Below are 25,816 nucleotides of genomic sequence, written 5' to 3'. Positions count from 1 at the left end.
CCGAACACACCCCGGAAAGGGGTGGAGAACCAGCAACCTGCGGCTGGTGAGCGCTTCCGGGTGTCTCCCGGTCGATGCAAGGGATTCGACACCCACCACCGAACGGTTTGGGTCGTGTTCCTGGGGAACTCCTGTCCCCCGCTCCGTACCGTGGAGGCATGGCCCCCGCACACATCGCGAGCACTGACCGGATCCGGGCGATCGACGCCTGGTGGCGCGCGGCGAACTACCTCACCGTCGGGCAGATCTACCTCCTCGACAACCCGCTCCTCACCCGACCCATCGACCCGGACGACGTGAAGCCGCGCCTGCTCGGTCACTGGGGCACCTCCCCCGCGCTCAACCTCGTCTACGCACACTGCAACGCGCTCATCACCGAGACCGATCGCGACCTGCTCTACGTGTGCGGCCCCGGTCACGGTGGCCCCGCGATGAACGCGAACGCCTGGCTCGAGGGCACCTGGGGTGAGCTGTACCCCGACATCACGCCCGACCCCGATGGCCTCCGGAAGTTCTTCCGCCAGTTCTCGTTCCCGGGCGGCATCCCCTCGCACGCAGCCCCCGAGACCCCCGGTTCGATCAACGAGGGCGGCGAGCTCGGTTACTCCCTCGCGCACGCGTACGGGGCGGCGCTCGACAACCCCGACCTCGTCGTGGCCTGCGTCGTCGGCGACGGCGAGGCCGAGACCGGTCCGCTGTCCGGCTCGTGGCAGGCGCACACCTTCCTCGACCCGGTGTCCGACGGCGCCGTGCTGCCGATCCTCAACCTCAACGGGTGGAAGATCGCGAACCCGACCGTCCTCGCCCGCATCCCCGACGAGGACCTCACCGCCTACTTCCGCGGTCTCGGCTACGACCCGATCATCGTCGACTCCAAGCGGGTGGACCACGACCCCTTCGCCGTGCACGCGCTGTTCGACGGCGCACTCCGGCGCGCCCTCGCCTCCATCGACGACATCCAGGCAGCCGCGCGCGCCCAGGCACAGCGGGCCGCAGCGGGGCAGCCGGCAGGCGCAGCCGACCTCCGTCCTCGCTGGCCCATGATCGTGCTCCGTACCCCGAAGGGCTGGACCGGCCCACAGGAGGTCGACGGCGAGCGCGTCGAGGGCACCTTCCGCGCACACCAGGTCCCGCTGCCCGCCGTGCGTGAGGACGCCGGGCACCGCGAGCAGCTCGAGGAGTGGATGCGGTCCTACCGTCCGGACGAGCTCTTCGACGCCGACGGCCAGCCGACCGGCATCCTCACGACGATCCGGCCGCAGGGCGAGCACCGCATGAGCGCGACGCCGCACGCGAACGGCGGTCGGATCCGGACCGCGCTCGACCGGCCGCCGCTCGAGCCGTACGCCGTGCCCGTGGGCGAGGACGCCAGCTCGACGGGGACGCTCGGTCCCTGGCTCGCCGAGCTGACCTCGCGGAACGCCGCGAGCTTCCGGCTGTTCGGCCCCGACGAGACGATCTCGAACAAGCTGGACGCGGTCTTCGACGTCACCTCGCGCGTGTGGCGGGCCCGCCGTGGTCCCGGCGACGAGCACCTCGGTGCCCGTGGCCGGGTGATCGAGGTCCTGTCCGAGCACCTGCTCGAGGGCCTGCTGGAGGGCTACGTGCTCACCGGCCGCCACGGTCTCCTCAACACCTACGAGGCGTTCGCCCACATCATCGACTCGATGGTCGGCCAGTACGCCAAGTGGCTCGAGTCCTCGACGGACATCGACTGGCGCGCACCGGTGTCGAACCTGTCGATCCTGCTGTCGTCGCACGTGTGGCGGCAGGACCACAACGGGTTCTCCCACCAGGACCCGGGCTTCCTCGACGTCGTCGCCTCGAAGCAGCAGGACCTCGTCCGCATCAAGTTGCCCGCCGACGCGAACACCCTGCTCGCCGTCGCCGCGCACGCGTTCGAGACGACGGACCGCATCGAGGTGATCGTCGCGGGCAAGCACCCCGAACCGGTGTTCCTGTCGATCGAGGACGCCGTCGCGCACGCCGCCGCCGGGCTCGGTGTGTGGGACTGGGCCGGCACCGAGCAGACCGTCGGTCGCGCGGACGTCCTGCTCGCGAGCGCCGGTGACGTGCCGACGGTCGAGGCGGTCGCCGCGGCGGACATCATCCGGAAGCACGCGCCCGAGGTCGGGGTCCGTTTCGTCAACGTGGTCGACCTGCTGTCGCTCGGCGACCCGCGGAAGCACGAGCACCCGGTCAGCGACGAGCGCTACGACGAGGTGTTCCTGCCCGGCACGCCCACGGTCTTCGCCTTCCACGGCTACCCGTCGCTCGTGCACCAGCTGACGTACCGGCGCCACGGGCACGACGACCTGCACGTGCACGGGTTCCTCGAGCAGGGCACCACCACCTCGCCGTTCGACATGCTCATGCGGAACGACATGGACCGCTTCGCGCTGGCGCACGACGCGCTGTCGCGGGTCGATGCCGAGGCGCACGCGGACCTGCTCGCGAAGCTGACGGAGGCGCGGGACGCCGCTCGCACCTTCGCCTACACCAAGGGCGAGGACCACCCGTCGTTGTCGGGCTGGGAGTTCCGTGGCTGGCCGCAGGACGAGCCCACCGCCGGCGGGACCGGCGGTGACCCGGGCGCCGGTGAGACCGAGGCAGCGGCTCCCGGGAACTGACCCCGACACCGCCCGCACGTCCTCCCTGCACAGCCGGGAGGCGCGACGAACCCTCCACAGGACCGGTCACGCCCGCAGCGTGGCCGGTCCTGTGCTGTCAGGCTCGGGAACATGGACGTCGAGTGGGTGAGCGCGGTGGTCGCGAGGCCGCGAGCACGGAGGGCTGACGTGCCAGGCTGGTCAGCGTGCAGGACCTCGTCATCCCCGCCCCGGACCAGCCGACCCTCCCGACGTCGGTCGGCGCCCGGTTCCCCGTGCGGCGCGTCTACTGCGTCGGACGGAACTACGCCGCGCACGCCCGCGAGATGGGACACGACCCGGACCGCGAGCCGCCGTTCTTCTTCACGAAGCCGTCGAGTGCGCTGGTCACCGACGCCGCCGACACCGTCTACCCGCCCGGCACCGTCCAGCTCGAGCACGAGGTCGAACTCGTCGTCGCGCTCGGACGGGGCGGGCGCGACCTGGCGGTGTCGGACGCCCTCGGCCTGGTCTGGGGGTACGGGGTCGGACTCGACCTGACCCGGCGCGACCTGCAGGCCGAGGCCAAGCGGCTGGGCCGGCCGTGGGACCTGGCGAAGGGGTTCGACGCGTCGGCGCCGATCGGGACGCTGGTGCCCGCAGCCGGGGTCGACCCGACGTCCGGCACCGTGGAGCTCCGGGTGGACGGCGACCTGCGGCAGTCCGGCGACCTCGCGGACCAGATCTGGTCCGTCGCCGAGACGATCGCCGAACTCTCGCGGTGGGTCGTCCTCGCCCCGGGTGACCTGCTGCTCACGGGGACGCCGGACGGCGTCGGTCCGCTGCGGCGAGGTGACGTGCTCGACGGGTCGATCGCCGGCGTCGGGACGGTGCACACCCGCATCGTCTGACACGCGCGCACGCGCACCCGCCCGGACGACGGCGGGGGCGTACGCGGCGAGCACGCTCGGTGAGCACGCGCCCGCTGGGAGCACGTGCAGACCGCGGGCGTAGACCGGTCGGTGACGTCGGGGGAGCATCGACGCCAGACCACCGCGACACGACGGGGCCGCTCGACGACGAGTGCGCCGGGGACCGCTCGTGTCCGGACCGAGGAGGTGCGCCGTGCAGGAACACGACCTGCTCGCGACGTCCTGGACCTGGGCGGGCGACGCACCGATCGCGGAACGGGTCGGCGCCGTCGGGGACGCCGGGTTCGCCGGACTGTCGCTGTCGCTCGACGACCTCCACGAGGTCCGGGCGACCACCGGGTTCGCGGCGCTGCGTCGCGCACTCGACCGGGCCGGGATCGTGTGGGTCCAGCTCGGGCCGCTCGACCGTTGGTGGGCGCACGACGGCCGCTCGACGGACGACGAGGCCGACCGCGGGGTCGTGCTCGAGGCCGCAGCGACCCTGAGCGCCTGGCAGGTCGTCGCGCGGGCCGACTCGCGCGTGCTCCCCGCCTCGCCGGCGTCGATGACCGCCGACTGGGTGGACCTCGCGGCGCAGGCCGAGGAGGTCGGTGCCGAACTGGTGCTCGAACCGGAGCCGTGGTCGAACCTCCCGACGGTCGAACGGGCGTCACGGTTCGTCGCCGCGGCCGGTCACCCGAACGGCGGGCTGCTCCTCGACGCGATGCACGCCCTCCGCGGTGGTTCGACCCTCGCCTCGATCGCCCACGGTGTCGCCCCCGGGGTGCTGGCCGCGGTCGAGCTCAGCGACGGTCTGCTCCACACGCCGTCGGGGCTCACCCTCGCCGAGGAGTCCCGCACCGCCCGGCACGTGCCGGGCTCCGGCGCGTGGGACCTGCCCGGTCTCGTCGGCGTGCTCCGGACCCTCGGCTTCGCGGAGCCGTGGGGTGTCGAGGTCCGCACCGCGGCGTACCGGGCGATGCCCCTCGCCGAGGCGCTCCGGACGGCTGCGGCCGCGACCCGGGCGGTGCTGGACGCCGCAGACGCCGTCGACGAGCCCGCTGCCCCGGCCATGCCGACCACTCCGGCGCCGACCTCTGCGGTGGACTTCGACACGACGAGGACGGCCCCTGGGCCGGCACCCCACCGACGCGACGCGGGCACAGGCGCACCGGCGTAGCGTCGGCCGCATGACGGATCACGCAGCTGACGACGACATCCTCCGACGTTCGCAGGAGTCCATCGACGAGGCCAAGGCCGCCGCGGCCGAGGTGGACCTGCCCGACCAGGAGGACCTGATCGACGAGGACCTCCCGGCAGCCGACGGCGGCGCCCCTGCGGACGGCCCCGCTCCGGCGGCCTGACCGGCAGGACACCGCAGCACGACGACGGGCGTCGCCCGGTCGGCGATCAGCGGTCGGCGTCGTCGTCCACCTGGTCGCCGAGGAAGTCGGCGTACGTCACCTCGTCACCGCTGGCCGCGCTCGTCGCGCCCGTGCCCGCGCTCGTCTGGTGCGCGTCGACGCCACCGGTCGACGCTCGCTCGTCCGCCGTGTACGGCGGCAGGTAGTGCCCTGGGACCATGTCGGACCCCTTCCCGTCGCGGCGACCGTAACAGCGCCGCGTCGGCCGCCGACACCGCCCGAGCCCGATCGTCCCCCGCGGTACCGGCGAACGGGGGACGGAAGTTCGCGGCCGGCGGACACCATGCGCGTGCATGCTCAGGACTCGCGGACGACGTCCTCCGGGTCCTTGTCCGGACGCCAGCCCCGCCACGACGGCTGTCGCAGCCGACCGTCCGCGGTCCACTCGGCGAACTCGACCTCGCCGACCCGTTCCGGTGCGACCCAGTGCGCGTCGCGGGCGTCGGGCCGCGGGACGTCGGCGAACGGCGACGCCGTGCGCTCGATCTCGCCGAGCACCGCGGCGATCTCGTCGAGGTCCCGGTCGCGGAACCCCGTGCCGACCTTCCCCACGTACTCGAGCCCGTCCGGTCCGGGCACGCCGAGGAGCAGGGACCCGATCCCGCCGGCTCGCCGGCCGTTGCCGGGCTTCCACCCGCCGACCACGACCTCCTGCGCGGCGTGGTGCTTGATCTTGAGCCAGGCCTCGGAGCGTCGTCCCTCGGCGTACCGTGACGACCGCTTCTTGGCGACGACACCTTCCAGCCCCTGCGCCTTCGAGTCCGCCACGGCCTCGTCGAGGTCGCCCTCGACCGCGGGCGGCACGTCGATCGCTCCGCCGGGATCGACGACCGTCTCGAGCGCCTGGCGCCTGGCCGTCCAGCCGAGCCGGGTCAGGTCGTGTCCGTCGGCCTCGAGCACGTCGAACAGCAGCAGCCGCACGGGGGTCCGTCCCCGCGCGGCCTCGACCTCGCGCGGCTTCGTCAGGCCCATCCGGTCCTGCAGGAGCTGGAACGACGGTCGTCCCCGCTCGTCGAGTGCCACGATCTCGCCGTCGTAGACCCCGTCGACACCGGCCCGCTCGCCGAGCTCCTGGAGCTCCGGGTACTGTGCCGTCAGGTCGTTGTCGTTCCGGCTCCGCACCGCCACCCGCCCGTCGCGGACGGTCGCGAGGGCACGGATCCCGTCCCACTTCATCTCGAACGCCCAGTCCGCCGGGTCCAACCGCTCGGTCCCCGTCGCGAGCGTCGCCTGCATCGTCCGGCGATCGGCCGGTGCGGTGTCCGAGGTCGCCGCGGCGTCGATCCGCCGCTTCCCGTCACGAGCACCGGAGGACGGTCGGGAGGCACGGCTCGCCCCGGACCCGTCGCCCGCGTCCGCCAGCCGGTCCGGCTGCTCCTTCGTGCGGTGGATCAGCCAGTTCTTCTCGTCCCCCTCGCGCCCCTTGCCGCGCCCGCGGGTGTGCAGGAGCGCGAGTCGTCGGACCCCGTTCGCCCGGCCGTGCAGCGTGACGATCACCTCCTCGCCGTCGCGCCACTTCTCGAGCTCGTAGGTGCCGTCGTCCCAGATCGTCACCGTGCCGCCGCCGTACTCGGCCTTCGGGATCGTCCCCTCGAACGCCCCGTACTCGAGCGGGTGGTCCTCGGTCTGCACCGCGAGGTGGTTCTTCCCCGGGTCGGTCGGTTCGCCCTTCGGCAGTGCCCAGCTCACGAGCACACCCTCGTGCTCCAGGCGGAAGTCGTAGTGGTCGCGGGTGGCGTGGTGCTCCTGGATGACGAACGTCGGCGTCCCGTCCTTCCGCACGGTCGGGGCGTCCTCGGGCACCGGTTCCGGCGTCCTCGACGCGTCGCGCTTGGCGCGGTACGTCGCGAGACGGTCGCGTGCCGGCTGCTCCGCGTCGTTCGCACGCTGGGTCCGGTCGCTGTCCCAGTGGCCCGAGTCGGGCCTCCCGACCGACAGCGAGGCGGAGGCGACCGGGTGCAGGAGGTCCCCGTGCGCCTCCAGGCGGTCCAGTACCTCGTCCATGGTGAGCTGCGCCAGCCCGCGTTCCCCGAGCTCGTCCCAGGTGCGGGGCGCAGCGACCGTCGGCCGGTCACGGCCGCGGAGCGAGTACGGCGCGATCGTCGTCTTGTTGCCGTTGTTCTGCGACCAGTCGACGAAGACCTTGCCCCGGCGCTCGGCCCGGCTCATCGACGACAGGACCAGGTCCGGCAGGTCCTGTTCGAGTGCCTTCGCGAGCTCGTGCGCGACGTCGGAGACCTGCGCGGTCGTGGCGCGGCCGTCGAGGGCCGCGTACAGGTGGATGCCCTTCGACCCGGAGGTCACCGGGTACGGGTCGAGCCCCATGCCGTGCAGGACCTCCCTGGCGGCGAGCGCCACCTCGACGCACTCCGGCAGGCCGACGCCCTCGCCGGGGTCGAGGTCGAGGACGAGGCGGTCGGGGTGCTGCTGCGCGCCACGCGGGCCGAAGCGCCACTGCGGCACGTGCAGTTCGAGTGCCGCCTGCTGCGCCATCCAGACCAGGGTCGGGAGGTCGTCGACGATCGGGTACTCGGTGTCGTGCTCCTTGTGCGCGATCGTGTGGTGGCGGACCCAGTCGGGGGCGGAGTCGGGCAGGTTCTTCTCGAAGAAGACCTTCCCGTCGACGCCGTTCGCCCAACGCTTCCGGGTCACCGGGCGGTCCTTGACGTGCGGGATCATCCACGGCGCCACCCGCTCGTAGTACGCGATGACCTGCCCCTTGGTCGTCCCGGTCTCCGGGTAGAGCACCTTGTCGGTGTTCGTCAGGGCGATCCGACGGTCACCGACCGTGACCGTCGTCCTCCGGGCGACCGGGCTCACAGCGCGACCCCGGTCGCTCCCGCCACCGTCAGGGTGCTGCCGGACGTGTAGGACGACTCCGGACCGGCGAGGTACACGTAGGCGCTGCCGAGCTCGACCGGTTGTGCCGGTCGGCCGAACGGGGTGTCCTGCCCGTAGGCGGCGATCTCGTCGCCGGGGTAGCTGATCGGCTGCAGCGGCGTCCAGACCGGCCCCGGCACCACGGTGTTCGCGCGGATGCCCTTCGCCGCGAGCTGCCGGGCGAGTCCGTTGGTGTAGGTGATGATCGCGGACTTCGTCGCCGCGTAGTCGATCATCCGGTCCTGTGGCTGGTACGCGGAGACCGAGCTGGTGGTGACGATCGCGCTGCCGGGAGCCATGTGCGGGACGGCGGCGCGGACGAGCCAGAACAGGGAGTAGAGGTTGACCTTCATCGTGCGGTCGAAGTCCTCGGTCGACTGCTGGGTCACGTCCTCGTGCACCTGCTGGTGCCCGGCGACCAGGACGAGGGCGTCGAGCCCGCCGAGCTCGCTGACCGCGTCACGCACCAACGTGTCGCAGAAGCCCTCGTCGGTCAGGTCGCCCGGCAGCAGGACGGCCTTGCGCCCGAGGTCGCCGATGACGTCACGGACCTCCTCGAGGTCCTCGCGCTCCTCGGGCAGGGCGTTCACCGCGACGTCGGCGCCCTCCTTCGCCATCGCGACGGCGGCCGCACGCCCGATGCCCGAGTCGGCCCCGGTCACGAGCACCCGGTGACCGGGCATCCGTCCCGTGCCGAGGTAGGTCGTCTCGCCGTGGTCGGGGGCGGGCTCCATCGCACTGGTCAGCCCGGACCCCTGCTGGGTCTGCGGCGGGAACGGCGGCCGGGCGTACTGGTCTCGCGGGTCCTGCTTGTCGAGCTGGCTCATGAGCCCATCGTGCTCGTGCCCGCTCCCGCACGTTCTCGGGTGCCCGCGGGCATCATGGCTCCATGAGGTCGATCTGGAAGGGCTCCATCGCGTTCGGGCTCGTCAACGTGCCCATCAAGGTCTACGCGGCGACCGAGACCCACGACGTGTCCCTGCACCAGGTCCACGACGAGGACAAGGGCCGCATCCGCTACAAGCGCGTGTGCGAGTTCGGCCACGAGGTCGAGTACGCCGACATCCAGCGCGCCTACGACGACGGTGACAAGACGGTCGTCCTCACCGCCGACGACTTCGGGCAGCTGCCCCAGGAGCAGTCACACGAGATCGAGGTCCTCGAGTTCGTGCCCGTCGAGCAGGTCGACCCGATGATGTTCGAGAAGTCCTACTACCTCGAACCCGACTCCCGTTCCCCCAAGGCGTACGTCCTGCTCCGCGAGACGCTCGCGAAGACCGACCGGCTCGCCATCGTGCAGTTCACGCTCCGGCAGAAGACCCGGCTCGGCGTGCTGCGGGTGAACGACGACGTGATCCTGCTGCAGGGACTCCTGTGGGGCGACGAGGTCCGGGCAGCCGACTTCACGTCCCTCGACGCCTCGGTGAAGGTGAGCGCGAACGAGCTGAAGATGTCGTCGTCGCTCGTCGAGAGCATGTCGACCGACTTCGACCCGGACCGCTACACGGACTCGTACCAGGAGGAGCTGCAGCAGCTCATCGACGCGAAGCTCGAGGCGGGCGACGACGTCGACACGTCCGAGACCTTCGGGGAGCGGTCCGACGACGAGGACGACGACGAGGGCGGTGACGTCATCGACCTGATGGCCGCCCTGCGCGCGTCCGTCGACAAGAACCGGTCGTCGCGGTCCTCGTCGCGGTCCTCGTCGCGGTCCTCGTCGCGGTCCTCGTCACGGTCCGGAGGCTCGGGGTCGCGTTCGTCGTCCGGGTCGCGTTCCGCGTCCGGCTCCGCCGAGGAGGGGCAGGCGGAGAAGGCGCCCGCGAAGAAGGCACCGGCCACGAAGAAGACCACCGCCGAGGAGCCGTCGGCGGAGAAGGCACCGGCGAAGAAGGCCACCGCGAAGAAGGCCCCGGCGAAGAAGGCCCCCGCGAAGAAGGCGCCCGCGAAGAAGGCCGCCTCCGACGGGACGGCAGCGAAGAAGCGGGCCGGGTGATCAGCACCCTGACGACTCAGTGGACCTCGTCGGCCTCGTCGGCGCTCGGGTCCCGGAACGCGTCTGCCATGCGCTCGGTGAACGTGATGAACACCTCGACGCTCTCCCGCGGCAGCGACCGCTGGAGCGCTCGCCGGTAGGCGGACCTGAGGGCGCCGACGACCGCGAACCCGTCGGCCGTGAGCTCGATCCGCACGCTCCGTCGGTCGTCCGGGTTCCGGACCCGGTCGAGGAACCCGCGCCGGGTCAGCCGGTCGAGGAGCGCCGTGACGGCGCCGGTGCCCATCTCCAGGTAGCCGCCGAGCTCCTTCGGCGTCCGGTCCTCGTCGGCAGCGCCGAGGAACTGCAGGGCACGGAGGTCCACCGGGTTGAGGTCGTTCATCACCGCCAGGTGCTGGATCAGGTGCGAGTGCTCCACCTGCGCCGCGTAGAACGCCGCCACCGCGTCGTCGAGCAGGCGGTCGTCGTCTCCGAGGTTCCCCGTGGGCACTGCAGTCACGGGAGCACTCTAGACGCAATCCGTTTTGCACGATTGTTGACACACTCAGAAATCGAGGCGTATGGTCCTACTTAGCTCGTTTTTCGAGCCAACCCGACTGATTGGACCCGCCTTGCGCCTCCCGACCCGTGCCCTCTCCCGCATCGCCACCCTCGCCGTGATCCCGGCCGCGCTCGTCGCCGGCGGCGTGGCGGTGTCGACCGCCTCCTACTCGGCGTTCTCCGCGACGTCCTCCGACGACGCCAACAACTGGTCGATGGGCTCGGTCGCGCTGAGCAACGACGCGGCGAACGGCGCGCTGTTCTCCGCGTCGAACCTCAAGCCCGGCTCGACCGGGACGAACTGCATCGCCGTGACCTCGAGCGGCTCGCTGCCGAGCGCCGTGAAGCTTTACGCCTCGAACGTCCAGCAGACCAAGGCCCTCGCCTCGTCCGTGACGCTGCGGGTCGCGCAGGGCACCGGCGGCGGCTACGGCACCTGCACCGGCTTCACCCCCGCGGCGGGCGCCGACGGGATCCTCTACGACGGATCGCTCGCGACGTTCGCCACCACCCGCACGAACTACGCCACCGGTGTCGGCACGTGGAGGCCGACCGGTGACAAGGCCGAGACCCGGACGTACCAGATCACCTACACCGTCTCGCCGGACGCCCCTGCGTCCCTGATGGGCGCCAGCGCGAGCCTCGGCTTCACCTGGGAAGCACAGAACTCCTAGGCCCGGCCAGGAGGAGTCGTCCATGCGATCGACGTCGTGGATCCGGTTCACGGTGGTGCTCGCCGCCCGCGGTGTGGTGGCGACGGTGTTCGGCCTGCTCTTCTGGGCAGCCGCGCCGATGCTCATCGGTTGGCACAGCACCACCGTGATGACCGGTTCCATGGAGCCCTCCCTCCACGTCGGCGACGTCGTGGTCAGCAAGCCCGTCGCCCCGCGTGAGCTCCGCCGGGGGCAGGTGCTGCTCTTCGACGACCCGGACCACGCCGGGGTCCTCCGCCTGCACCGTTTCGACGCGCTCGGCAGCGACGGCACACTGACCACGAAGGGTGACGCCAACCCGCAGGCCGACTCCACCCCGATCACCCGCTCCGCCGTCCACGGCGTCGGCTACCTCCGGGTGCCGCTCATCGGCGCACCGATCACCTGGGCCGCCGCGGGCGACACCGCCGCCCTGCCCGGTCTCGGCGCAGCGCTCCTCGCCGTCACGGCCCTCGCCGTCACCCCCGCGGTGTCCGGCGGCCGCCCACCCGCGGGTCCGGCGAGCCGCAGGGCCCGCCACCGTGCGTCCCCACGCCGACCGCGCACCGCCACCGCCGTGGTCGTCGCAGCCGTTTGCGTGGCGGGAGCGCTCGCGCTCCCCGCTCCGGCGGCAGCGGCCGGCTTCACCGCGACGACACCGTCGGCGACGAGCACGCTCGCGACCGCGACCGCCACGCCGGTCACCGCGTTGACCTGCGCGACGAACAGCGACGGGTCCGTGTCGATCGGCTGGGGCTACGCCGGGACCGCCCCCGAGCGCTTCACGGTGCTCGTCGACGGACAGGCCGTCACGCAGCGCCCCGCGGACGCCCGGAGCACCACCCTGGGCTCCTGGGACCTCTTCACCTGGCGGACCTCGACCGTCAGCATCCGGACCGACCTCACGAGCACCTGGACCGCAACGTCCACCGACACCGTCCGTGTCGTCACCGTGCGCTTCCTCGGCTTCGGTCGCACCAGCTGCGCCTGACGACCGACACGACCCCTAGCCGTCCCGCCGGCTCCGACGCAACGCGAGCGGGATCGTCACCCACAGCGCGGCCGTCCCGAGGAAGACGACCACGCCGCTGACCACCCCGCCGACGTTCCCGACGACCACGTCGAAGACGAACAACACCGTTCCCGAGAACAACAGGGCACTGGCGGCGAGTGCGGCGATGAGCAGCACGTTCCCCGCCCGGACCAGGTCGTGCTTCTGCCGCTGCCGGAACACCAGGCGGTGCGACGAGACCGCCGACATCGCGACGACCGTGACCACGACGGCGAGGACGACCAGCACGAGGTAGATCGCCTCCTCACCCTCGCTGAGCATCGTGAACCGCTGCTGGAACGGCAGCGTCAACAGGAACCCGGCGAGGATCTGCGTCCCGGTCTGCACGATCCGGAGTTCCTGCTGGATGTCCGTCCAGTTCCGGTCCCACCGTTCGGTCGGGGTCTCGTGCCGACCGCGCTCGGTCTCTCGCGCGTCGCCGCTCACGTCACTCATGCGATGAACCTACTGCGCTGTCACGAACCGGAAACACGCGTCGGCGAGACTGGTGGCATGACTCCACAAGAGCCAGGGAGTCTGCAGTCGTCATCCGTGACCGCAGGCCCGCCCGTCACCGTGTCCATCACCCGCCTCGTCGAACCCGACCGCATCCCCGACGCCACCGCCTGGGTGCAGTCCGGCGTCAACCTGGCGAACCGCTACCCGGGCTTCCTCGGCTCCGGGTGGGTGCGGTCGCACGCCACCAGCCGTGAGTGGCACATGCTCTACCGGTTCGCCGACCACGAGCAGCTCGCCACGTGGGAGAACTCCGACGACCGGCTCCGCTGGCTCGACCAGGGTCGTGACCTCGTGGTCGAGTCGCGCGTCGAGAAGCGGACCGGCATCGAGGGCTGGTTCGACGCGCCGCAGGACACTCCCGCGTCGAGCGCCCCGCCGCGCTGGAAGCAGGCGGTGAGCATCTGGCTCGGGTTCTTCCCCGTGAACCTCGCCTTCACGTACCTGGTCGGCTGGCTCGTCCCGGCGTTCGGCACCCTCGCCGTACTGCCGCGTGTGCTCGTCACCACGCTCGTGCTCACGCCGATCATGACGTTCTGGGTGCTGCCGTTCGTGACGGGGCTGATCCGCCCGTGGCTGCTCGCTCCCCCGCGGGCCACCCGGCAGCGCTAGGGCGTGCCGAGCACCGACAGCTGGTCGAGCCGCTCGAGGATGACGCCCTCGCGCAGGGCCCACGGGCAGATCTCGAGCGCCGGCAGGTCGAAGATGTCCAGGCACGCCTCGGCCACGAGCGCTCCGGGCACGACCTGGTGGGCCCGACTCGGTGAGACACCGGGCAGCGACGCGAGCTCGTCGACGGACTTCGTCAGCAGCGACGGCAGCAGACGGCGCAGCTCGGCGCCGTCGAGCGACCGCGGGACCAGTGGTCCGGCGGCCGAGGGTGCCGCTCCGCAGATCCGGGCGATCGACCGGAAGGTCTTCGAGGTCGCGACCGCCCGGTCCGGGCGGCCCGAGCGCAGCAGCAGGCCGGCGTCGCGCGCGATCGCGACGCGGATCTCGTGGCGGATGCGACGGACGTCGTCCTCCGACGGCGTCCCGGCAGCGAAGTAGGTCCGGGCCAGTCGGGCGGCGCCGATGGGCATCGACCAGGCGACGTCCGGCGCCTCGTCGGCTCCTGCGGCGATCTCGAGCGACCCGCCGCCGATGTCGAACACCGCCAGCCGTCCGGCCGACCACCCGAACCAGCGGCGGACCGCCAGGAACGTCAGCCGTGCCTCGTCCTCGCCGGACAGCACCGCGAGCTCGACCCCGGTGCGCTCCTCGACGTGGGCGAGCACGGCCTCGGAGTTCACGGCGTCGCGCACGGCACTCGTGGCGAAGCCGAGCATGTCCTCGCACCCGCGCTCCTCGGCGACGCGGACGGCGTCGGCGACGAAGGTCGTCAGCGCGTCGACACCGACCGGCGTGACGGCGCCCGTCTCGTCGAGGTGCTCGGCGAGCCGGAGCGGCTGCTTGAACGAGGACGCCGGCAGCGGAGCGGCCCCGCCGTGGGCGTCCACCACGAGCAGGTGGCCGGTGTTGGACCCGATGTCGAGGACTCCGACGCGCATGCCACAACGCTAGCGGCACGTGTCCCTCGCAAGACGCAACGTCGGCGACGTCTCGCAGCGGTGTTCCGCTGCGAGCAACCGCCGACGTTGCGTTCTGCGGGAAGGGAGGGGGTGGCGGGACGGACGGGAGGCGCGGGGCTACGCCCGCAGGAAGGACTCCAGCTCCGACAGGGTCGGGTAGGACGCCTGGGCGCCCGGCTTCGTCGCGGCGTACGCACCGACGCCGACGGCGAAGCGCGCGGCCTCGAGCAGGGAGTCCCCGGCGTCGAGTCGGAGCGCCACCGCACCCATGAACGCGTCACCGCAGCCCGTGGTGTCGACCGGCTCGACCCGCACGGCGTCGACGTCGACCGGCGCGGCGTCACCGTCGTGCACGGTGCAGCCCGCGCCGCCCCGGGTCACGATCGACCGGGCGACCCCGTGGTCGCCGAGCGCGGCGGCCTCGTGCTCGTTGACGAGCAGCACGTCGGTCAGGTCGAGCAGTTCCTGCGGCACGGCACCGAACGGTGACAGGTTGGTGAGCACCGTGGCCCCGGCGGCACGGCCGGCCCGCGCTGCGGCGAGGACGACGTCGATCGAGACCTCGAGGCAGAGCCCGAGCACGCCGACGCCGTCGAAGGCCGCGGCGGGCAGGTCCGACGGGGTGAGCGTGGCGTTCGCGCCGCCCGAGATCACGATGGTGTTCTCGCCCGCCGCGTCGACCGTGATGACGGCCGTGCCGGTGGCGACGCCCTGCCGGACCGCGACGTGGGTCGTGTCGACGCCGGCCGACACGACGGACTCGCGCAGCAGCGTGCCGTTCCCGTCGTCTCCGACCGCACCGATCATGCGCACGGTGCCCCCGAGCCTCCCGGCTGCCACCGCCTGGTTGGCGGACTTGCCGCCGGGCAGGATCGCGAGGTCCGACCCGTGCAGGGTCTCCCCGGGCTTCGGGAAGCGCTCCGTGCGGACCACCAGGTCCGCGTTGAGGCTGCCCACGACGACGATGCCGGTCATGCGGCGGCTCCTGTCTCGGCCGAGGCCGGGCGCGGGATGAGGAAGGACGTGGCGAGGGCCGCGCAGGTGATCACGGCACCGAGCAGCATGCCACCGGAGTACCCGGCGGTCCCCGCGGACCCGCCGGTGCCGAGCGCGGTCTGGAGCGCCGGCAGCACGGCGAAGCTGATGCCCGCACCGAGGTTGAACGCGCCCGCGTTGAGGCCGGGCAGGAAGCCGGGGTTCGACGCCGGGGACAGCACGATGCCGAGCCCGTTGAGGATGATGTTCGCGATGCCGGCGTAGGTGATGCCGATGAGGACGGTCGCGGTGACCAGCACCGGCAACGAGTGCACGCCGACGACGGCCATCACGATCGTCGCGACGATGCTGCCGACCAGGCCGAACCGCAGCACGGCGCGGTAGCCGAGGGTCGGCGCGAGCCGACCGGCGAAGGGCCCGACGACCCAGCCGACGAGCGCGTACGGGGTGAGGAACGCGAGCGAGGCGAGGTCCGGCTCCATGCCGAAGCCGACCTCGGGGCTCTGCGCGAGGCTCGTGACCAGGCCGTTCACGACCGCGAAGACGCCGGTCATCGTCAGGAGGGTGGTGACGAGGAGCGCCCAGGTGCCGCGACGGCGGAGGTACCGTGTCTCGACGAGGGGCTCCCGGACCCGCGACTCGACCGCCCAGAAGACCCCGGACGCCAGGAGTGCGACGAGGATCCCGCCGGCGACGAGCACCCAGTTCGCGGTGGCCAGCTTGCCGGCCTCGTTGAACGCGGTCAGCAGCGCGCCGACACTGACGACGAGCGGGAGCACACCGACCCAGTCCATCCGTGTGCCCGCCGACGGCTTCGACTCGACGCCCCACACGGCGACCATGAGCGCTGCGATCACGGTGACGGCTGCGATCACCCAGAAGATGCCGCGGAACCCGAAGTGCGTGGCGATCCACCCACCGGCCAGGGCGTCGACGCCGGCGATGCCGCCGTTCACCGCGGTGAGCAGCCCGAGGGCGGCGCCGTAGCGCTTCGGGTCGGCGATCTCGTTGCGCAGGACGAGCAGGCCGATCGGGACGACCGGACCGGTGACGCCCTGGATCACGCGGCCGGCGAAGAGCATCGGCACGTTCACGGCGACGGCGGCGACGACGCTGCCGACGAGCATCACGAGGAGCATCGCGAGGAGCACGCGCTTCCGGCCGACGATGTCGGACAGTCGGGGCAGGAACAGCGAGAACAGGGCCGCGATCGTGAAGAACAGCGTCTGGGAGAGCCCGATGGTCGCGTCGTCGGTGCGGAGCTCGTCCGCCATCGTCGCGAGGGCCGGGTTGAGCATGCTCGCGTTGAGCTGGAACGCCACGCACGCCGCGAGGAGGGCGGCGGTGAGGGCGCCGATCGACGTCTTCGTCGAGGTGGTGGTCATGGGGGTCAGTGCTCCGGGATCAGGGTGGTCTCGGCGGCCTCGACGGCCTGCGCCGCAGCGCGCGGGCTCCAGCCGGTGTCGGGGGTCTCGCCGATGCGCTCGAGGGCGTCGACGACCAGGTCCCAGAAGCGCTCGTGGTCGAGCTCCATCGCAGCACTGGTGCGGCAGTCCTCGGGCGCGGGACCACGGAGGTCGGCGACGGTCATGCCGAGCGTGTGGACGCCCTGCGTCTCGACGGCGATCGGGACCCTGACCGCACGGACGATCGTCGGGTCGATGACGTGTGCGACGGCGCACGGGTCGTGGACCGGCGGGGCGTCGAAGCCCTGGGCGTCCTCGTAGGCCTTGCCGAAGAAGTCGAGGAGCTCCCCGACGAACGCGGCGGGACCGGTGCCGACGGCGGCGATGCGGGCGGCGACCTCCGGTGTGGCGAGCGCCTGGTGCGTCAGGTCGAGCCCGACCATGACGACGTCCCAGCCGGCGCTGAAGACGATGTCCGCGGCCTCGGGGTCGATGACGATGTTGAACTCGGCGACCGGGCTCCAGTTGCCGACGTGCACGCCGCCGCCCATGAGCACGACCTGCTTGACGCGCTCGACGATCCGCGGCTCCTTGCGGGCGGCGAGCGCGATGTTCGTCAGGCCGCCGGTCGGTACGAGGGTGACGGTCCCGGGCTCGTGCGCCATGACCGTGTCGATGATGAGGTCGACCGCGTGCCGCTCGTCGAGGTCGAACGCCGGCTCGGGCAGCATCGGCCCGTCGAGCCCGCTCTCACCGTGGATGTCGGGCGCGACCTCGACCTGGCGGAGCAGCGGACGGTCGGCACCCGCGGCGAACGGCACGCCGGTGATGCCGGCGATCCGGGCCACGGCGAGGGCGTTGCGGGTGACCTTCGGCAGGGTCTGGTTGCCGACGACTGTCGTCACCGCGAGGAGGTCGATCGTCGGGTTGCCGTGCGCCAGCAGGATGGCGACGGCGTCGTCGTGGCCGGGGTCGCAGTCGAGGATGATCTTCTGCGTCGTTGCATCGGGCACCTGGGGCGCTCCACTTCGTCGGGGATCGGCGTCGGTGGGCCGCTCGCGACCCGCCGTGTCCGGCAGTGCCGGACGGAGGTTTGCGCCTGACGCGGTGGGGTCCGCCCTGTGGAGGAACCAACTCCAGCGCGGCGCGTCAAGCGTTTGACATCAGAACACGTCAAGCGCTTGACGTCAACTTCGAGCGACCCTCAGGCGCCCGCTCGTCCTACCGGTCGGTAGGCTCGACGGGTGCCATCCCCCGCCGCTCACGGCCGTCGCGTGACCGCGGCGATGGTGGCCGAGCGTGCGGGGACGAGCATCGCGACGGTCTCCCTCGTCGTGAACGGCAAGGACCGCGGCCGGGTCTCCCCACCGATCGCCGAGCGGGTGCGCGATGCCGTCGACGCCCTCGGGTACGTCGTCGACCACGCGGCGAGCTCCCTCGCCCGGGGCACCGGCGACCTCGTCGTGCTCATCGCCCCCGACCTGTCGAACCCGTTCTTCGCGGAGGTGATCCGCGGCGTGCGGGACACCCTCGGCGACCGGTTCCAGCTCGTGCTCTCCGTCACGGAGCGGGGAGCCCAGCCCACGGCCGCCGACCTGCGACGTTTCGAGCGGCTCCGACCCGCGGGGATCCTGGTCGACGCCCCGGCCGCCGGCGAGCCGATGGACGCGAGCGTGCCCGTCGTGCTGCTCGACGCCCCCGACGCGGCCGAGGGCACGACCGCCGTCGACTACGACCTCGCCCCGGGCATCGACGCCCTCGTCGCGCACCTGCGTGAGCGCGGGCACGACCGGGTCGCCTACCTGGACGGCACCGCCCGTGTCGCGACCTTCGGCATCCGCCACCGCATGTTCGACGAGGCCTGCGCCGCCGCGGGCATCGCGGTCTCGGAGCTCGGCGCCCGGGCGGACCTGACCGTCGACGCGGCCGCGGCGGCCACCGAGCACACGATCGAGGCATGGCACGAGGACGGCGTCACGGCGGTCGTCGCGGCCGCGGACACCCTCGCCTACGGCGTGCTGCGCGTCGCCGGGGCGATGGGCCTGCGGGTGCCGGAGGACCTGGCGGTCGCGGGCTTCGACGACCTGCCGTCGTCGTCGGTCACGGCGCCGGCGTTGACGAGCGTGGCGCTGCCGGGAGCGGAGCTCGGTCGCACCGCCGCCCTGCGCCTCCTCGCGACGATCGACGGCACCGCGGTCGCGCCCGTCGGGCTGCCCGCACGGCTGGTCCCCCGGGCGAGCACCGGCGGCTGACCGCGGGCGCGGGCGCACCTGCGGCCGGCCGCGGGCGGGCGCCGGCTGGCCAGCGCAGCGAGACGCCGGCGGCTCGACGAAACGCCCCGGAGACGACGAGACGCCCCCGTTTCCGGGGGCGTCTCGCGCAGCTCAGGGCGTCTCGCACGGACGCCGGCGTCTCAGCGCGCGGCGCAGGCGGTCAGGCGGAGGCGTCTCGCCCCGACGCCGGCGTCTCGGCATCGACCGGATCGCTCCCGCCGGCTGACTTGCCCGCACCAGCCGGCTCGCCCGCACCCGACGGATCGCCCGCACCAGCCAGCTCGCCCGCACCCGACGGCGACGCCGGGGCCGCGGCCGGGGCCGGGGCCGGGGTACCGGCGAGCTCGGCCCGCTGCGCCCGCTCGAGCTCGTCCGCCTCGGCGCCGCCGACGGCCTCCCCACGGGCCACCATGCCGGCGACGTCCGCCAGCTGCATCTGCGGCAGGAACAGGGCGAGCACCAGGGCCGCGGCGATGAACGGCAGCAGGTACCAGAACACCGGGGCGAGGGAGTCGGCGTACGCGTTCACGATGCCGTCCTGCAGCGCCTCGGGGAGCTTCGCGAGCGCGCTCGGGTCGATGCTCGCGCTGCTCGACGCCGCCTGCGACGCCGGGACCCCCGCGTCGGTGAAGACCCCGGTGAGCGAGTCGGTCAGGCGTGCGGTGAACAGCGCGCCGAAGACGGCGACGCCGAGGGAGGCGCCGACCTCGCGGAAGTAGTTGTTCGTCGAGGTGGCGGTCCCGACCTCCTGCGGGGGCACGGCGTTCTGCGCGACGAGCACGACGACCTGCATGATGAGGCCGAGTCCGGCGCCGAAGACGAACAGGTACACGCAGATGAGCCAGATCGGGGTGCTCGCGGCGAGGGTGGTCATGCCGAGCATCGCCAGACCGACGACGATCGTGCCGACGACCGGGAACATCCGGTACCTCCCGGTCTTCGTGATCGCGATGCCGGACGCGATCGACGTGCCCATGAGACCCGCCATCATCGGCAGCATGAGCAGGCCCGACACCGCGGCCGAGGTGCCCGAGGACATCTGCAGGAACGTCGGGACGAAGGCGATCGCGGCGAACATGCCGACGCCGAGCACGAAGCCGATCCCCGTCGCGAGGACGAACGTGCGGTTGCGGAAGAACGACAGCGGGATGATCGGGTCCTGCGCACGCGACTCGACGAACACGAAGAGCGCGGCCGCGACGAGGAACCCGGCCCCCCAGGCCCAGGTCTCGAGCGCATCCCAGCCGTGCTCCCGGTTGCCGCCGAACTCGGTGAAGAAGACCAGGCACGCGGTGGTCGCCGAGAGCAGGGCGACGCCGAGCACGTCGATCCGCTTCGTGGCCTTCTTGCTCGGCAGCGTCAGCGCGGACCAGGCGACCGCGAACGCCGCGATGCCGACGGGGATGTTGATCCAGAACGCCCAGTTCCAGGTCATGTGGTCGACGAAGAAGCCCCCGAGCAGCGGACCGCCGACGGCCGACAGCCCGAAGATCGCGCCGAGGGGACCGAGGTACTTGCCGCGCTCCGACGCCGGGACGATGTCGGCGATGATCGCCTGGGACAGGATCATGAGACCGCCGCCGCCCAGGCCCTGGAGCGCGCGGAACACCACGAACTGCCAGAAGTCCGTGGACAGCGCGCACCCGAGCGATGCGAGCGTGAACAGGGCGATCGCGACGAGGAACAGCGTGCGGCGCCCGATGACGTCGCCGAACTTGCCGTAGATCGGCATGACGATGGTCGAGGCGAGCAGGTAGCCGGTCGTGATCCACGCCTGGTGCGCGACGCCGCCGAGCTCGCCGACGATGGTCGGCATGGCGGTCGAGACGATGGTCTGGTCGAGGCTGGACAGCAGCATCCCCGCGATCAGGGCGGAGAAGATGATCCAGATGCGGCGCTGCGTCAGGAGCAGCGGTCCGTCGGATCCGGGTCGGGCGCGCTTCTTCGTGCCCTGCGCGGTGGCGCTCATGCGGTGTGGTCCTGTCCGGTGGTGGTGATGGCCGCCCTGAGCTGGCGGAGGTTCTCGGTGAGCAGGGCGTCGAACGACGGTCCGGTGGTCTCGTCGAACGTGTCATCGAAGTACTCGCCGGCGGTGACCTTGAGCAGGCCCGCAGCGGCCTCGGTGACGAGTTGCGCGCGCCGGTCGTCCGGGTCGGTCCAGCCGAACCGGTCGCGGACGGCACGGCCGACCGCGGTGAGCTGGACCTCTGCGGCGGCGAGGAACTTCGCCACCATCACGGGCTCGCGCTCGAAGACCCGGCGGACGAGCGCCTCGTCGGCACGGTCGAGCCCGGCGACGTGCATCTGCTCGATCGCGAGCGCGACGACGGACCCGACCGGATCGAGGTCGTCGGGCACGAGCGCGCGTGACGCGTAGGCGAGGAGCATCTCCTCGGTCGCACCCTGTTCGATGCCGAGCACGGCGTCGTCCTTCGACGCGAAGTGGTTGAAGAACGTGCGGCGGGAGACGCCGACGGTCTCGCAGAGCTGCTCGATCGTGAAGCCGTGCAGGCCGTGCTCGATCGTCGCCCGGCGCGCCTCGACGACCATGCGTCGGCGCAGCGCGCGGGTGCGTTCGGTGGTGCTCACCGAACAAGAATTGCACTCTGCGGCTGAGAGTGCAACGAGCCTGGGACTACAGCGCCTTCTCGAAGCAGAGCGAGAAGGGCATGGTCTCGGCGTAGGGCTCGTACACCGGGATCGACCGCCACCCGGTCTTGTTGTAGAGCGCGACGGCCTCCGGCTGCTTGTCGCCGGTCTGCAGGATCACGCGGGACGCGTCCTGCTCACGGGCGACCTGCTCCCCCTCCGCCAGGAGGGCCGTCGCCGCCCCCTTGCCGCGGGCGGCGGCGAGGACGATGAGGCGCTTCAGTTCGACCTCGTCGCGCAGGCGACGGACGGCGATGTGCCCGAGGGCGGTGCCGTCCTCGTCGATCGCGAGCAGCGAGGTGATCACGGTGGCGGGGTCGACCGCCAGGACGCGGTTCCGCTCGGCGGTGACCGCCGGGTCCTCGTCCGCGTGCCCGTCGCCGTAGCGCTCGTGCATCTCGTCGTCCATGGTGGCGCGGAGGGCCACACCGCGGGGGTCCTCCCACGCAACGCGCTCGATCGTGATCACGATCGACCATCCTGGCACGAGCGCGCGAACCCGCTGCGCAGGTCGGGCCCGCCGCCCACCCCCCGCTCAGGCCAGCGCGGCGATCGGCCCCTCGCCGGCACGGAACGCCGCCAGCACGGCCGCGGCGTCGTCGTACACGGCCGCGGCACCCGCGCCCCGGAGCTCGTCGCCCCCGATCCCGCCGGTCATCACCCCGATGCAGGGCAGCCCGACCTTGCCCGAGGACTCCACGTCCCACATCGCATCGCCGATCATCACGGCACGCTCTGCAGGCACACCGACCCGGTCGAGGGCGACCTGGATGATGCCGGGCGCGGGCTTGGCCTGCTCGACGTCCTCACCGCTCGTGACCGCGGTGGTCCAGCGCTCGGCATCCAGGAGCTCGAGCAGTCGGTCGAGCTCGTTCTGCGGCGCACTCGTCGCGAGCACCACGGCGTGCCCAGCGGCCGCGACCGCCTCGAGCAGCTCGCGCGCCCCGGGCAGCAGGCGCAGCTGCGGCATGTGCTCCGAGTAGAAGGCGGTGTGGAACTGCTTCGCGGTGTCCCGGACCTCGTCGGACGCGTCGGGCAGCAGCTCCTCGAGCAGACGGCCCGAGTCCATGCCGATGGCGCGGTGGACCCGCCACGCGTCGACGGACTCGCCCGCCGCCCGGAAGGCGCGCCACCAGGCGTCGACGTGCGCGTAGTTCGAGTCGGCGAGGGTGCCGTCGATGTCGAAGAGGACAGCGGTCGAGGGAGCGTCAGCCATCCGTCCAGCGTGCTCCCCCGACCGCGTGCGTCGACTCAGACCGTGGTGCGGCAGGGCGCCTCCACGCTCGACGCGACCGACGGACGGACGGGAGGCACGGTGCCAGCCGGCACCGTGCCTCCCGTCCGCCTGCTGCGCGCGTCAGTTGCTGCGCACGTCGTCCGCAGCGCTCTTCGCGTGGTCCTGCACGTCGGACGCGGCGCCCTGCGCCTCGCCCTTGACGGTCTGCGCGGCGTCCTGCGCGGTGCCCTTGAGGTCCTGCGCGTGCTCCTTCGCCGCGTCGCCGAGCTGCGAGCCGACGTCCTTGGCCTGGGACTTGGCGTCCTCGACGAGGGGCGCCGCCTTGTCCTTGAGCTCGCCGGCGAGCTCCTCCTCCTTGTCGGAGGTCGGGATGAGCGACGAGGCGAGCCACCCGGCACCGAACGCGATGAGTCCGACGGCGAGCGGGTTGCCCTTCGCCTTCTGGACGCCCTTGTGCGCGACGTCCTTCGCCTGGCCGGTCGCGCCGGACGCCGAGCCCGAGACGTTCGAGCGGGCCGAGTCGGCCGCGCCCATGACGGAGTCACGGGCACTGCCCGCGGCGCCCATCACCGACTCGCGTGCGTTCTGGAAGCGCGTCTTGACCTTGTCGGTCTGGCGGTGCGCGATCGAGGACGGGTTGACCTTGTCGGCCAGGGCGTCGACGTCGGAGCCGAGTTCGCCGCGGGTGCGCTCGATGTCGGCGCGGATCTCGTCTGGGGTGCTCATGGCTTCCTCCCGGTGTTGGGCTTGAGTGCTTCTGGGACTTCCTTCACGGTCTCGACCGTCTGCGGGGCGCCCTGGATCTCCTTGATCTCCTTGCGCCCACGCACGGCGAGGATCGCGGCGACGATCCCGTAGACGACCGCGATCACGACGGCCGACCACGCGTTCCCGATGAGGTACCCGAGACCCCACCACGCGGCGATCGACAGGAACAGCAGGGCGAACAGCGCCGTCAGGCCGGCGCCGCCGAACATGCCACCCGCCTTGCCCGCCTTCTTCGCGGAATCGGTCAGCTCGGCCTTCGCGAGCGCGACCTCCTGGCGGAACAGGCTCGAGAGGTCCCGCGAGACGTCGGAGAGCAGTTCGCCGAGCGGGGTCGTGGCGGCGCGTTCCTCGGGCGTCGGTTCGCCCAGCGGTGCCGCGCCGGGAACCGAGTGGCTCATACGCCGCTCCCGGTACCGGTCGACGGGCCGTCGGCTTCCTTCTCGTGCTTGATCTCCGTCGCGAGCGCCTTGGTCAGGCGTCCGGCGAGGATCCCGGCGCCCGCTGCGAGCGCGATGAAGGTGCCCGGCTTGCGTGCGGCGAAGGACTTGACCTCGTCGAGGAGCGAGCCCGGGTCGCGGTTCTCGAGGTACCCCGCGGCGGAGCCGGCACGCTGCGACAGGTCACGGACCACCTTCGCGGCGAGGCCCTGCTCGTCGTCCTTCTCGGCCATGCGGCCGAGCTGCTCGCCGAGGCTGCGGAGGCCCCCCGCGGCGCGCTCCTGCTGGCCGGCGGCCTGCTCCTTGAGCGTGTCGGAGGCCTGCGAGTAGAGCTGCTTGGCGTGCTCGGTCGCCTCGGAGGCGACGTTCGAGGCCTGCTCCTTGGCGGTGCCGGCGACGTTCCCGGCCTTCTCCTTCGCGTCGCCGGCGACGTCCTGCGCGGCGCCCTTGGCGGCGTCGGCCTTGCCACCGCCGTCGCTGCTGCCGGAGCCCGAGCCGGCACCGGGGACGTACCCGGCGGAGGTGCTCGTGGTCGTGTCGGTCAGCGGGGCCGAGGCACCGGCGGCCGAGGGGGTCGCGGGCAGCTGCTCGTCGGCGGGCTGCGCGTCGAGCGGCTCGACGTCGTCGAAGCCCTCGGGGCGGAGCACGTCGTCGAACGCGCGGTGGTCGGCGGAGTCCTCCTGGCGTGCAGCCGGGGTCTCGCTGCCGTAGGACGGCACGGTGACGCCCGGGTACACCTCGTGTCCCTCGGAAGCCGCGGTGCGGTCGTGGATGGGCGTCCCGGAGTCGTTCCCGGGTGGGTTCGTGGTCATGGTCGGCCTTCCGGTTCGGTGACGACGGGTACGGCACCCGTCGCGTTGGACACGACCGTGCGCGATCCTTGCTGCGCCTCGTCACAGGAACGCCGTCGCGCGCGGGCGATCCGTCCGCGGAGCGCGGGCCGGACGTCCGCTCAGCGCGGCTCCGGCAGCATCGACAGCGTGCTGCAGGTCTCCGTCGTCGTCCCCGTGCTCGACGATTCCGAGCACCTGGCGCGGTGCCTGGACGCCCTGGCGACCCAGACGTACCCCGTCGCCGAGGTCGTCGTCGTCGACAACGGCAGCTCCGACGACAGTGCCGAGGTGGCCAGGGCCGCCGGTGCGACCGTGTTGCACGAGCCGGTGCGCGGCATCGCCCGGGCCTCGGCGCGCGGCTACGACCACGCGTCCGGCGACGTGCTGGTGCGACTCGACGCCGACTCGGTGCCGCCGCCCGGGTGGATCGCCGCGGCGGTCCACCTGCTCGGGTCCCCGGAGGTCGTCGCCGTCACCGGCCCGGGGCGGCCGCGCGAGGGCGGCCGCGTCCTGCGCCGGGTGTGGGACGGGCTCTACATGGGGCCGTACTTCGTGCTCGTGTGGGCGGCGCTCGGGCGTCCGCCGTTGTTCGGCTCGGCCACGGCGATGTGGCGGGCCACCTGGACGTCGGTCCGCGGCCGTGCGCACCGCGACGATCCCGAGGTGCACGACGACGTCGACCTGTCGATGCAGCTCGACCCCGCGTGGCGGGTCCTGGTCGACCGAGCCCTGACCGTCGAGGTGTCGGCGCGGCCGTTGTCGGGTGCGGCCTCGGTGGCGCGCCGGACCCGGCGGGCCTTCCACACGTTCCGGGTCAACGGTCGACGGGCGAACCCGGTGCGGCGGTGGGCGCGGCGTGCGCGCGTGGCGCTCCGGGCGCGGACAGCCGCGACGTCCGCGACGGCTGCGCCGGCCACGGCTGCGACGGCCGCGACGGCCCGGACGCCGCCGCCCTGGGCGCCCCGCCGCTGAGCGGCTGTACCGCACCCGGGACTACCGTTGACGCCGAGCGTCCGGACCGGACGCCCGATCACACGCACGAGGGGGGACC

General features: G+C 72.5%; 26 protein-coding genes. 10 read left to right on the top strand and 16 right to left on the bottom strand.

The window, feature by feature from the left end; translation table 11 throughout:
* Positions 1–158: 158 nt before the first annotated feature.
* The 4 genes from DEJ23_RS11835 (at position 159) to DEJ23_RS15760 (ending at position 4,863) form a co-directional block, all read left to right on the top strand.
* Positions 159–2,630 carry a phosphoketolase gene (locus tag DEJ23_RS11835; protein ID WP_111240450.1) on the top strand — a complete coding sequence of 824 codons (2,472 nt, stop codon included), beginning with the start codon at positions 159–161 and terminating at the stop codon, positions 2,628–2,630.
* Between the two features lie 185 nt (positions 2,631–2,815).
* Positions 2,816–3,499, top strand: a complete 684-nt coding sequence (locus DEJ23_RS11830) for a fumarylacetoacetate hydrolase family protein (protein WP_111240449.1) — start codon at positions 2,816–2,818, stop codon at positions 3,497–3,499.
* A 214-nt stretch (positions 3,500–3,713) separates the two neighbouring features.
* Positions 3,714–4,679, top strand: a complete 966-nt coding sequence (locus DEJ23_RS11825; RefSeq protein ID WP_181429240.1) for a sugar phosphate isomerase/epimerase — start codon at positions 3,714–3,716, stop codon at positions 4,677–4,679.
* A gap of 10 nt (positions 4,680–4,689) precedes the next feature.
* Positions 4,690–4,863: a hypothetical protein gene (locus DEJ23_RS15760; protein WP_181429239.1), complete on the top strand. Its 174-nt coding sequence runs from the start codon at positions 4,690–4,692 to the stop codon at positions 4,861–4,863.
* Positions 4,864–4,909: 46 nt separating this feature from the next.
* Here the strand turns inward: DEJ23_RS15760 and DEJ23_RS15755 are convergent, their stop codons facing one another.
* The 3 genes from DEJ23_RS15755 to DEJ23_RS11815 form a co-directional block, all read right to left on the bottom strand.
* Positions 4,910–5,083: a hypothetical protein gene (locus tag DEJ23_RS15755; protein ID WP_181429238.1), complete on the bottom strand. Its 174-nt coding sequence runs from the start codon at positions 5,081–5,083 to the stop codon at positions 4,910–4,912.
* A gap of 137 nt (positions 5,084–5,220) precedes the next feature.
* Entirely contained in the window at positions 5,221–7,743 is a 2,523-nt protein-coding gene (locus DEJ23_RS11820; RefSeq protein WP_111240447.1) for an ATP-dependent DNA ligase, read from the bottom strand.
* Positions 7,740–8,630, bottom strand: a complete 891-nt coding sequence (locus DEJ23_RS11815; protein ID WP_111240446.1) for an SDR family oxidoreductase — start codon at positions 8,628–8,630, stop codon at positions 7,740–7,742. The genes DEJ23_RS11820 and DEJ23_RS11815 overlap by 4 nt, the downstream gene beginning before the upstream one ends.
* A gap of 62 nt (positions 8,631–8,692) precedes the next feature.
* Here DEJ23_RS11815 and DEJ23_RS11810 point away from each other — a divergent pair, with 62 nt between their 5' ends.
* A complete protein-coding gene (locus DEJ23_RS11810; RefSeq protein ID WP_111240445.1) occupies positions 8,693–9,796 on the top strand; it encodes a Ku protein in 1,104 nt (367 codons plus the stop codon).
* 16 nt (positions 9,797–9,812) lie between these two features.
* On the opposite strand, the gene DEJ23_RS11805 is transcribed toward DEJ23_RS11810, so the two are convergent.
* Complete coding sequence (locus tag DEJ23_RS11805; protein WP_258375495.1) at positions 9,813–10,295, bottom strand: MarR family winged helix-turn-helix transcriptional regulator; 483 nt, start codon at positions 10,293–10,295, stop codon at positions 9,813–9,815.
* Positions 10,296–10,407: 112 nt separating this feature from the next.
* On the opposite strand from DEJ23_RS11805, the gene DEJ23_RS11800 reads away from it, so the two are divergent.
* Both DEJ23_RS11800 and DEJ23_RS11795 read left to right on the top strand, forming a co-directional pair.
* On the top strand, positions 10,408–11,010 hold the full coding sequence (locus DEJ23_RS11800; protein ID WP_258375494.1) for a hypothetical protein: 603 nt from the start codon (positions 10,408–10,410) through the stop codon (positions 11,008–11,010).
* A gap of 22 nt (positions 11,011–11,032) precedes the next feature.
* Complete coding sequence (locus tag DEJ23_RS11795) at positions 11,033–12,019, top strand: signal peptidase I (RefSeq protein ID WP_111240443.1); 987 nt, start codon at positions 11,033–11,035, stop codon at positions 12,017–12,019.
* A gap of 15 nt (positions 12,020–12,034) precedes the next feature.
* On the opposite strand, the gene DEJ23_RS11790 is transcribed toward DEJ23_RS11795, so the two are convergent.
* Entirely contained in the window at positions 12,035–12,535 is a 501-nt protein-coding gene (locus DEJ23_RS11790) for a DUF6328 family protein (RefSeq protein WP_111240442.1), read from the bottom strand.
* A 57-nt stretch (positions 12,536–12,592) separates the two neighbouring features.
* On the opposite strand from DEJ23_RS11790, the gene DEJ23_RS11785 reads away from it, so the two are divergent.
* Positions 12,593–13,207 (top strand): antibiotic biosynthesis monooxygenase, encoded by a 615-nt coding sequence (locus DEJ23_RS11785; protein ID WP_111240441.1) that lies wholly within the window; start codon positions 12,593–12,595, stop codon positions 13,205–13,207.
* Here the strand turns inward: DEJ23_RS11785 and DEJ23_RS11780 are convergent.
* The 4 genes from DEJ23_RS11780 to DEJ23_RS11765 form a co-directional block, all read right to left on the bottom strand.
* Positions 13,204–14,145 carry a Ppx/GppA phosphatase family protein gene (locus DEJ23_RS11780; RefSeq protein ID WP_111240440.1) on the bottom strand — a complete coding sequence of 314 codons (942 nt, stop codon included), beginning with the start codon at positions 14,143–14,145 and terminating at the stop codon, positions 13,204–13,206. The two genes, DEJ23_RS11785 and DEJ23_RS11780, sit on opposite strands and share 4 nt — an antisense overlap.
* Before the next feature lie 138 nt (positions 14,146–14,283).
* Positions 14,284–15,141, bottom strand: coding sequence for a ribokinase (locus DEJ23_RS11775; protein ID WP_111240439.1), 858 nt, complete (start codon positions 15,139–15,141; stop codon positions 14,284–14,286).
* A complete protein-coding gene (locus DEJ23_RS11770; protein WP_111240438.1) occupies positions 15,138–16,547 on the bottom strand; it encodes an MFS transporter in 1,410 nt (469 codons plus the stop codon). The genes DEJ23_RS11775 and DEJ23_RS11770 overlap by 4 nt, the downstream gene beginning before the upstream one ends.
* 5 nt (positions 16,548–16,552) lie before the next feature.
* Positions 16,553–17,581: a nucleoside hydrolase gene (locus tag DEJ23_RS11765; RefSeq protein WP_111240437.1), complete on the bottom strand. Its 1,029-nt coding sequence runs from the start codon at positions 17,579–17,581 to the stop codon at positions 16,553–16,555.
* 231 nt (positions 17,582–17,812) lie between these two features.
* Between DEJ23_RS11765 and DEJ23_RS11760 the strand changes: the two genes are divergently transcribed.
* Complete coding sequence (locus DEJ23_RS11760; protein ID WP_258375492.1) at positions 17,813–18,820, top strand: LacI family DNA-binding transcriptional regulator; 1,008 nt, start codon at positions 17,813–17,815, stop codon at positions 18,818–18,820.
* A 181-nt stretch (positions 18,821–19,001) separates the two neighbouring features.
* Here DEJ23_RS11760 and DEJ23_RS11755 read toward each other — a convergent pair whose 3' ends face one another.
* The 7 genes from DEJ23_RS11755 to DEJ23_RS11725 form a co-directional block, all read right to left on the bottom strand.
* Complete coding sequence (locus DEJ23_RS11755) at positions 19,002–20,810, bottom strand: MDR family MFS transporter (protein ID WP_111240435.1); 1,809 nt, start codon at positions 20,808–20,810, stop codon at positions 19,002–19,004.
* Positions 20,807–21,430, bottom strand: coding sequence for a TetR/AcrR family transcriptional regulator (locus DEJ23_RS15750; protein ID WP_258375491.1), 624 nt, complete (start codon positions 21,428–21,430; stop codon positions 20,807–20,809). The genes DEJ23_RS11755 and DEJ23_RS15750 overlap by 4 nt, the downstream gene beginning before the upstream one ends.
* A gap of 46 nt (positions 21,431–21,476) precedes the next feature.
* Positions 21,477–21,959, bottom strand: coding sequence for a GNAT family N-acetyltransferase (locus DEJ23_RS11745; protein WP_258375489.1), 483 nt, complete (start codon positions 21,957–21,959; stop codon positions 21,477–21,479).
* Between the two features lie 66 nt (positions 21,960–22,025).
* Positions 22,026–22,706: an HAD family hydrolase gene (locus tag DEJ23_RS11740; RefSeq protein ID WP_111240434.1), complete on the bottom strand. Its 681-nt coding sequence runs from the start codon at positions 22,704–22,706 to the stop codon at positions 22,026–22,028.
* Between the two features lie 141 nt (positions 22,707–22,847).
* Complete coding sequence (locus DEJ23_RS11735) at positions 22,848–23,453, bottom strand: DUF3618 domain-containing protein (protein WP_111240433.1); 606 nt, start codon at positions 23,451–23,453, stop codon at positions 22,848–22,850.
* Positions 23,450–23,893, bottom strand: coding sequence for a phage holin family protein (locus tag DEJ23_RS11730; RefSeq protein WP_111240432.1), 444 nt, complete (start codon positions 23,891–23,893; stop codon positions 23,450–23,452). Before DEJ23_RS11730 ends, DEJ23_RS11735 begins: the two co-directional genes overlap by 4 nt.
* Positions 23,890–24,744 (bottom strand): hypothetical protein, encoded by an 855-nt coding sequence (locus DEJ23_RS11725; protein WP_111240431.1) that lies wholly within the window; start codon positions 24,742–24,744, stop codon positions 23,890–23,892. The genes DEJ23_RS11730 and DEJ23_RS11725 overlap by 4 nt, the downstream gene beginning before the upstream one ends.
* Before the next feature lie 168 nt (positions 24,745–24,912).
* Between DEJ23_RS11725 and DEJ23_RS11720 the strand changes: the two genes are divergently transcribed.
* Positions 24,913–25,737 (top strand): glycosyltransferase family 2 protein, encoded by an 825-nt coding sequence (locus tag DEJ23_RS11720; protein ID WP_220034232.1) that lies wholly within the window; start codon positions 24,913–24,915, stop codon positions 25,735–25,737.
* Positions 25,738–25,816: the final 79 nt, after the last annotated feature.

The sequence above is a fragment of the Curtobacterium sp. MCSS17_008 genome, from assembly GCF_003234185.1.
Lineage (GTDB): Bacteria > Actinomycetota > Actinomycetes > Actinomycetales > Microbacteriaceae > Curtobacterium.
This window is presented reverse-complemented; position numbering and strand designations above follow the sequence as displayed.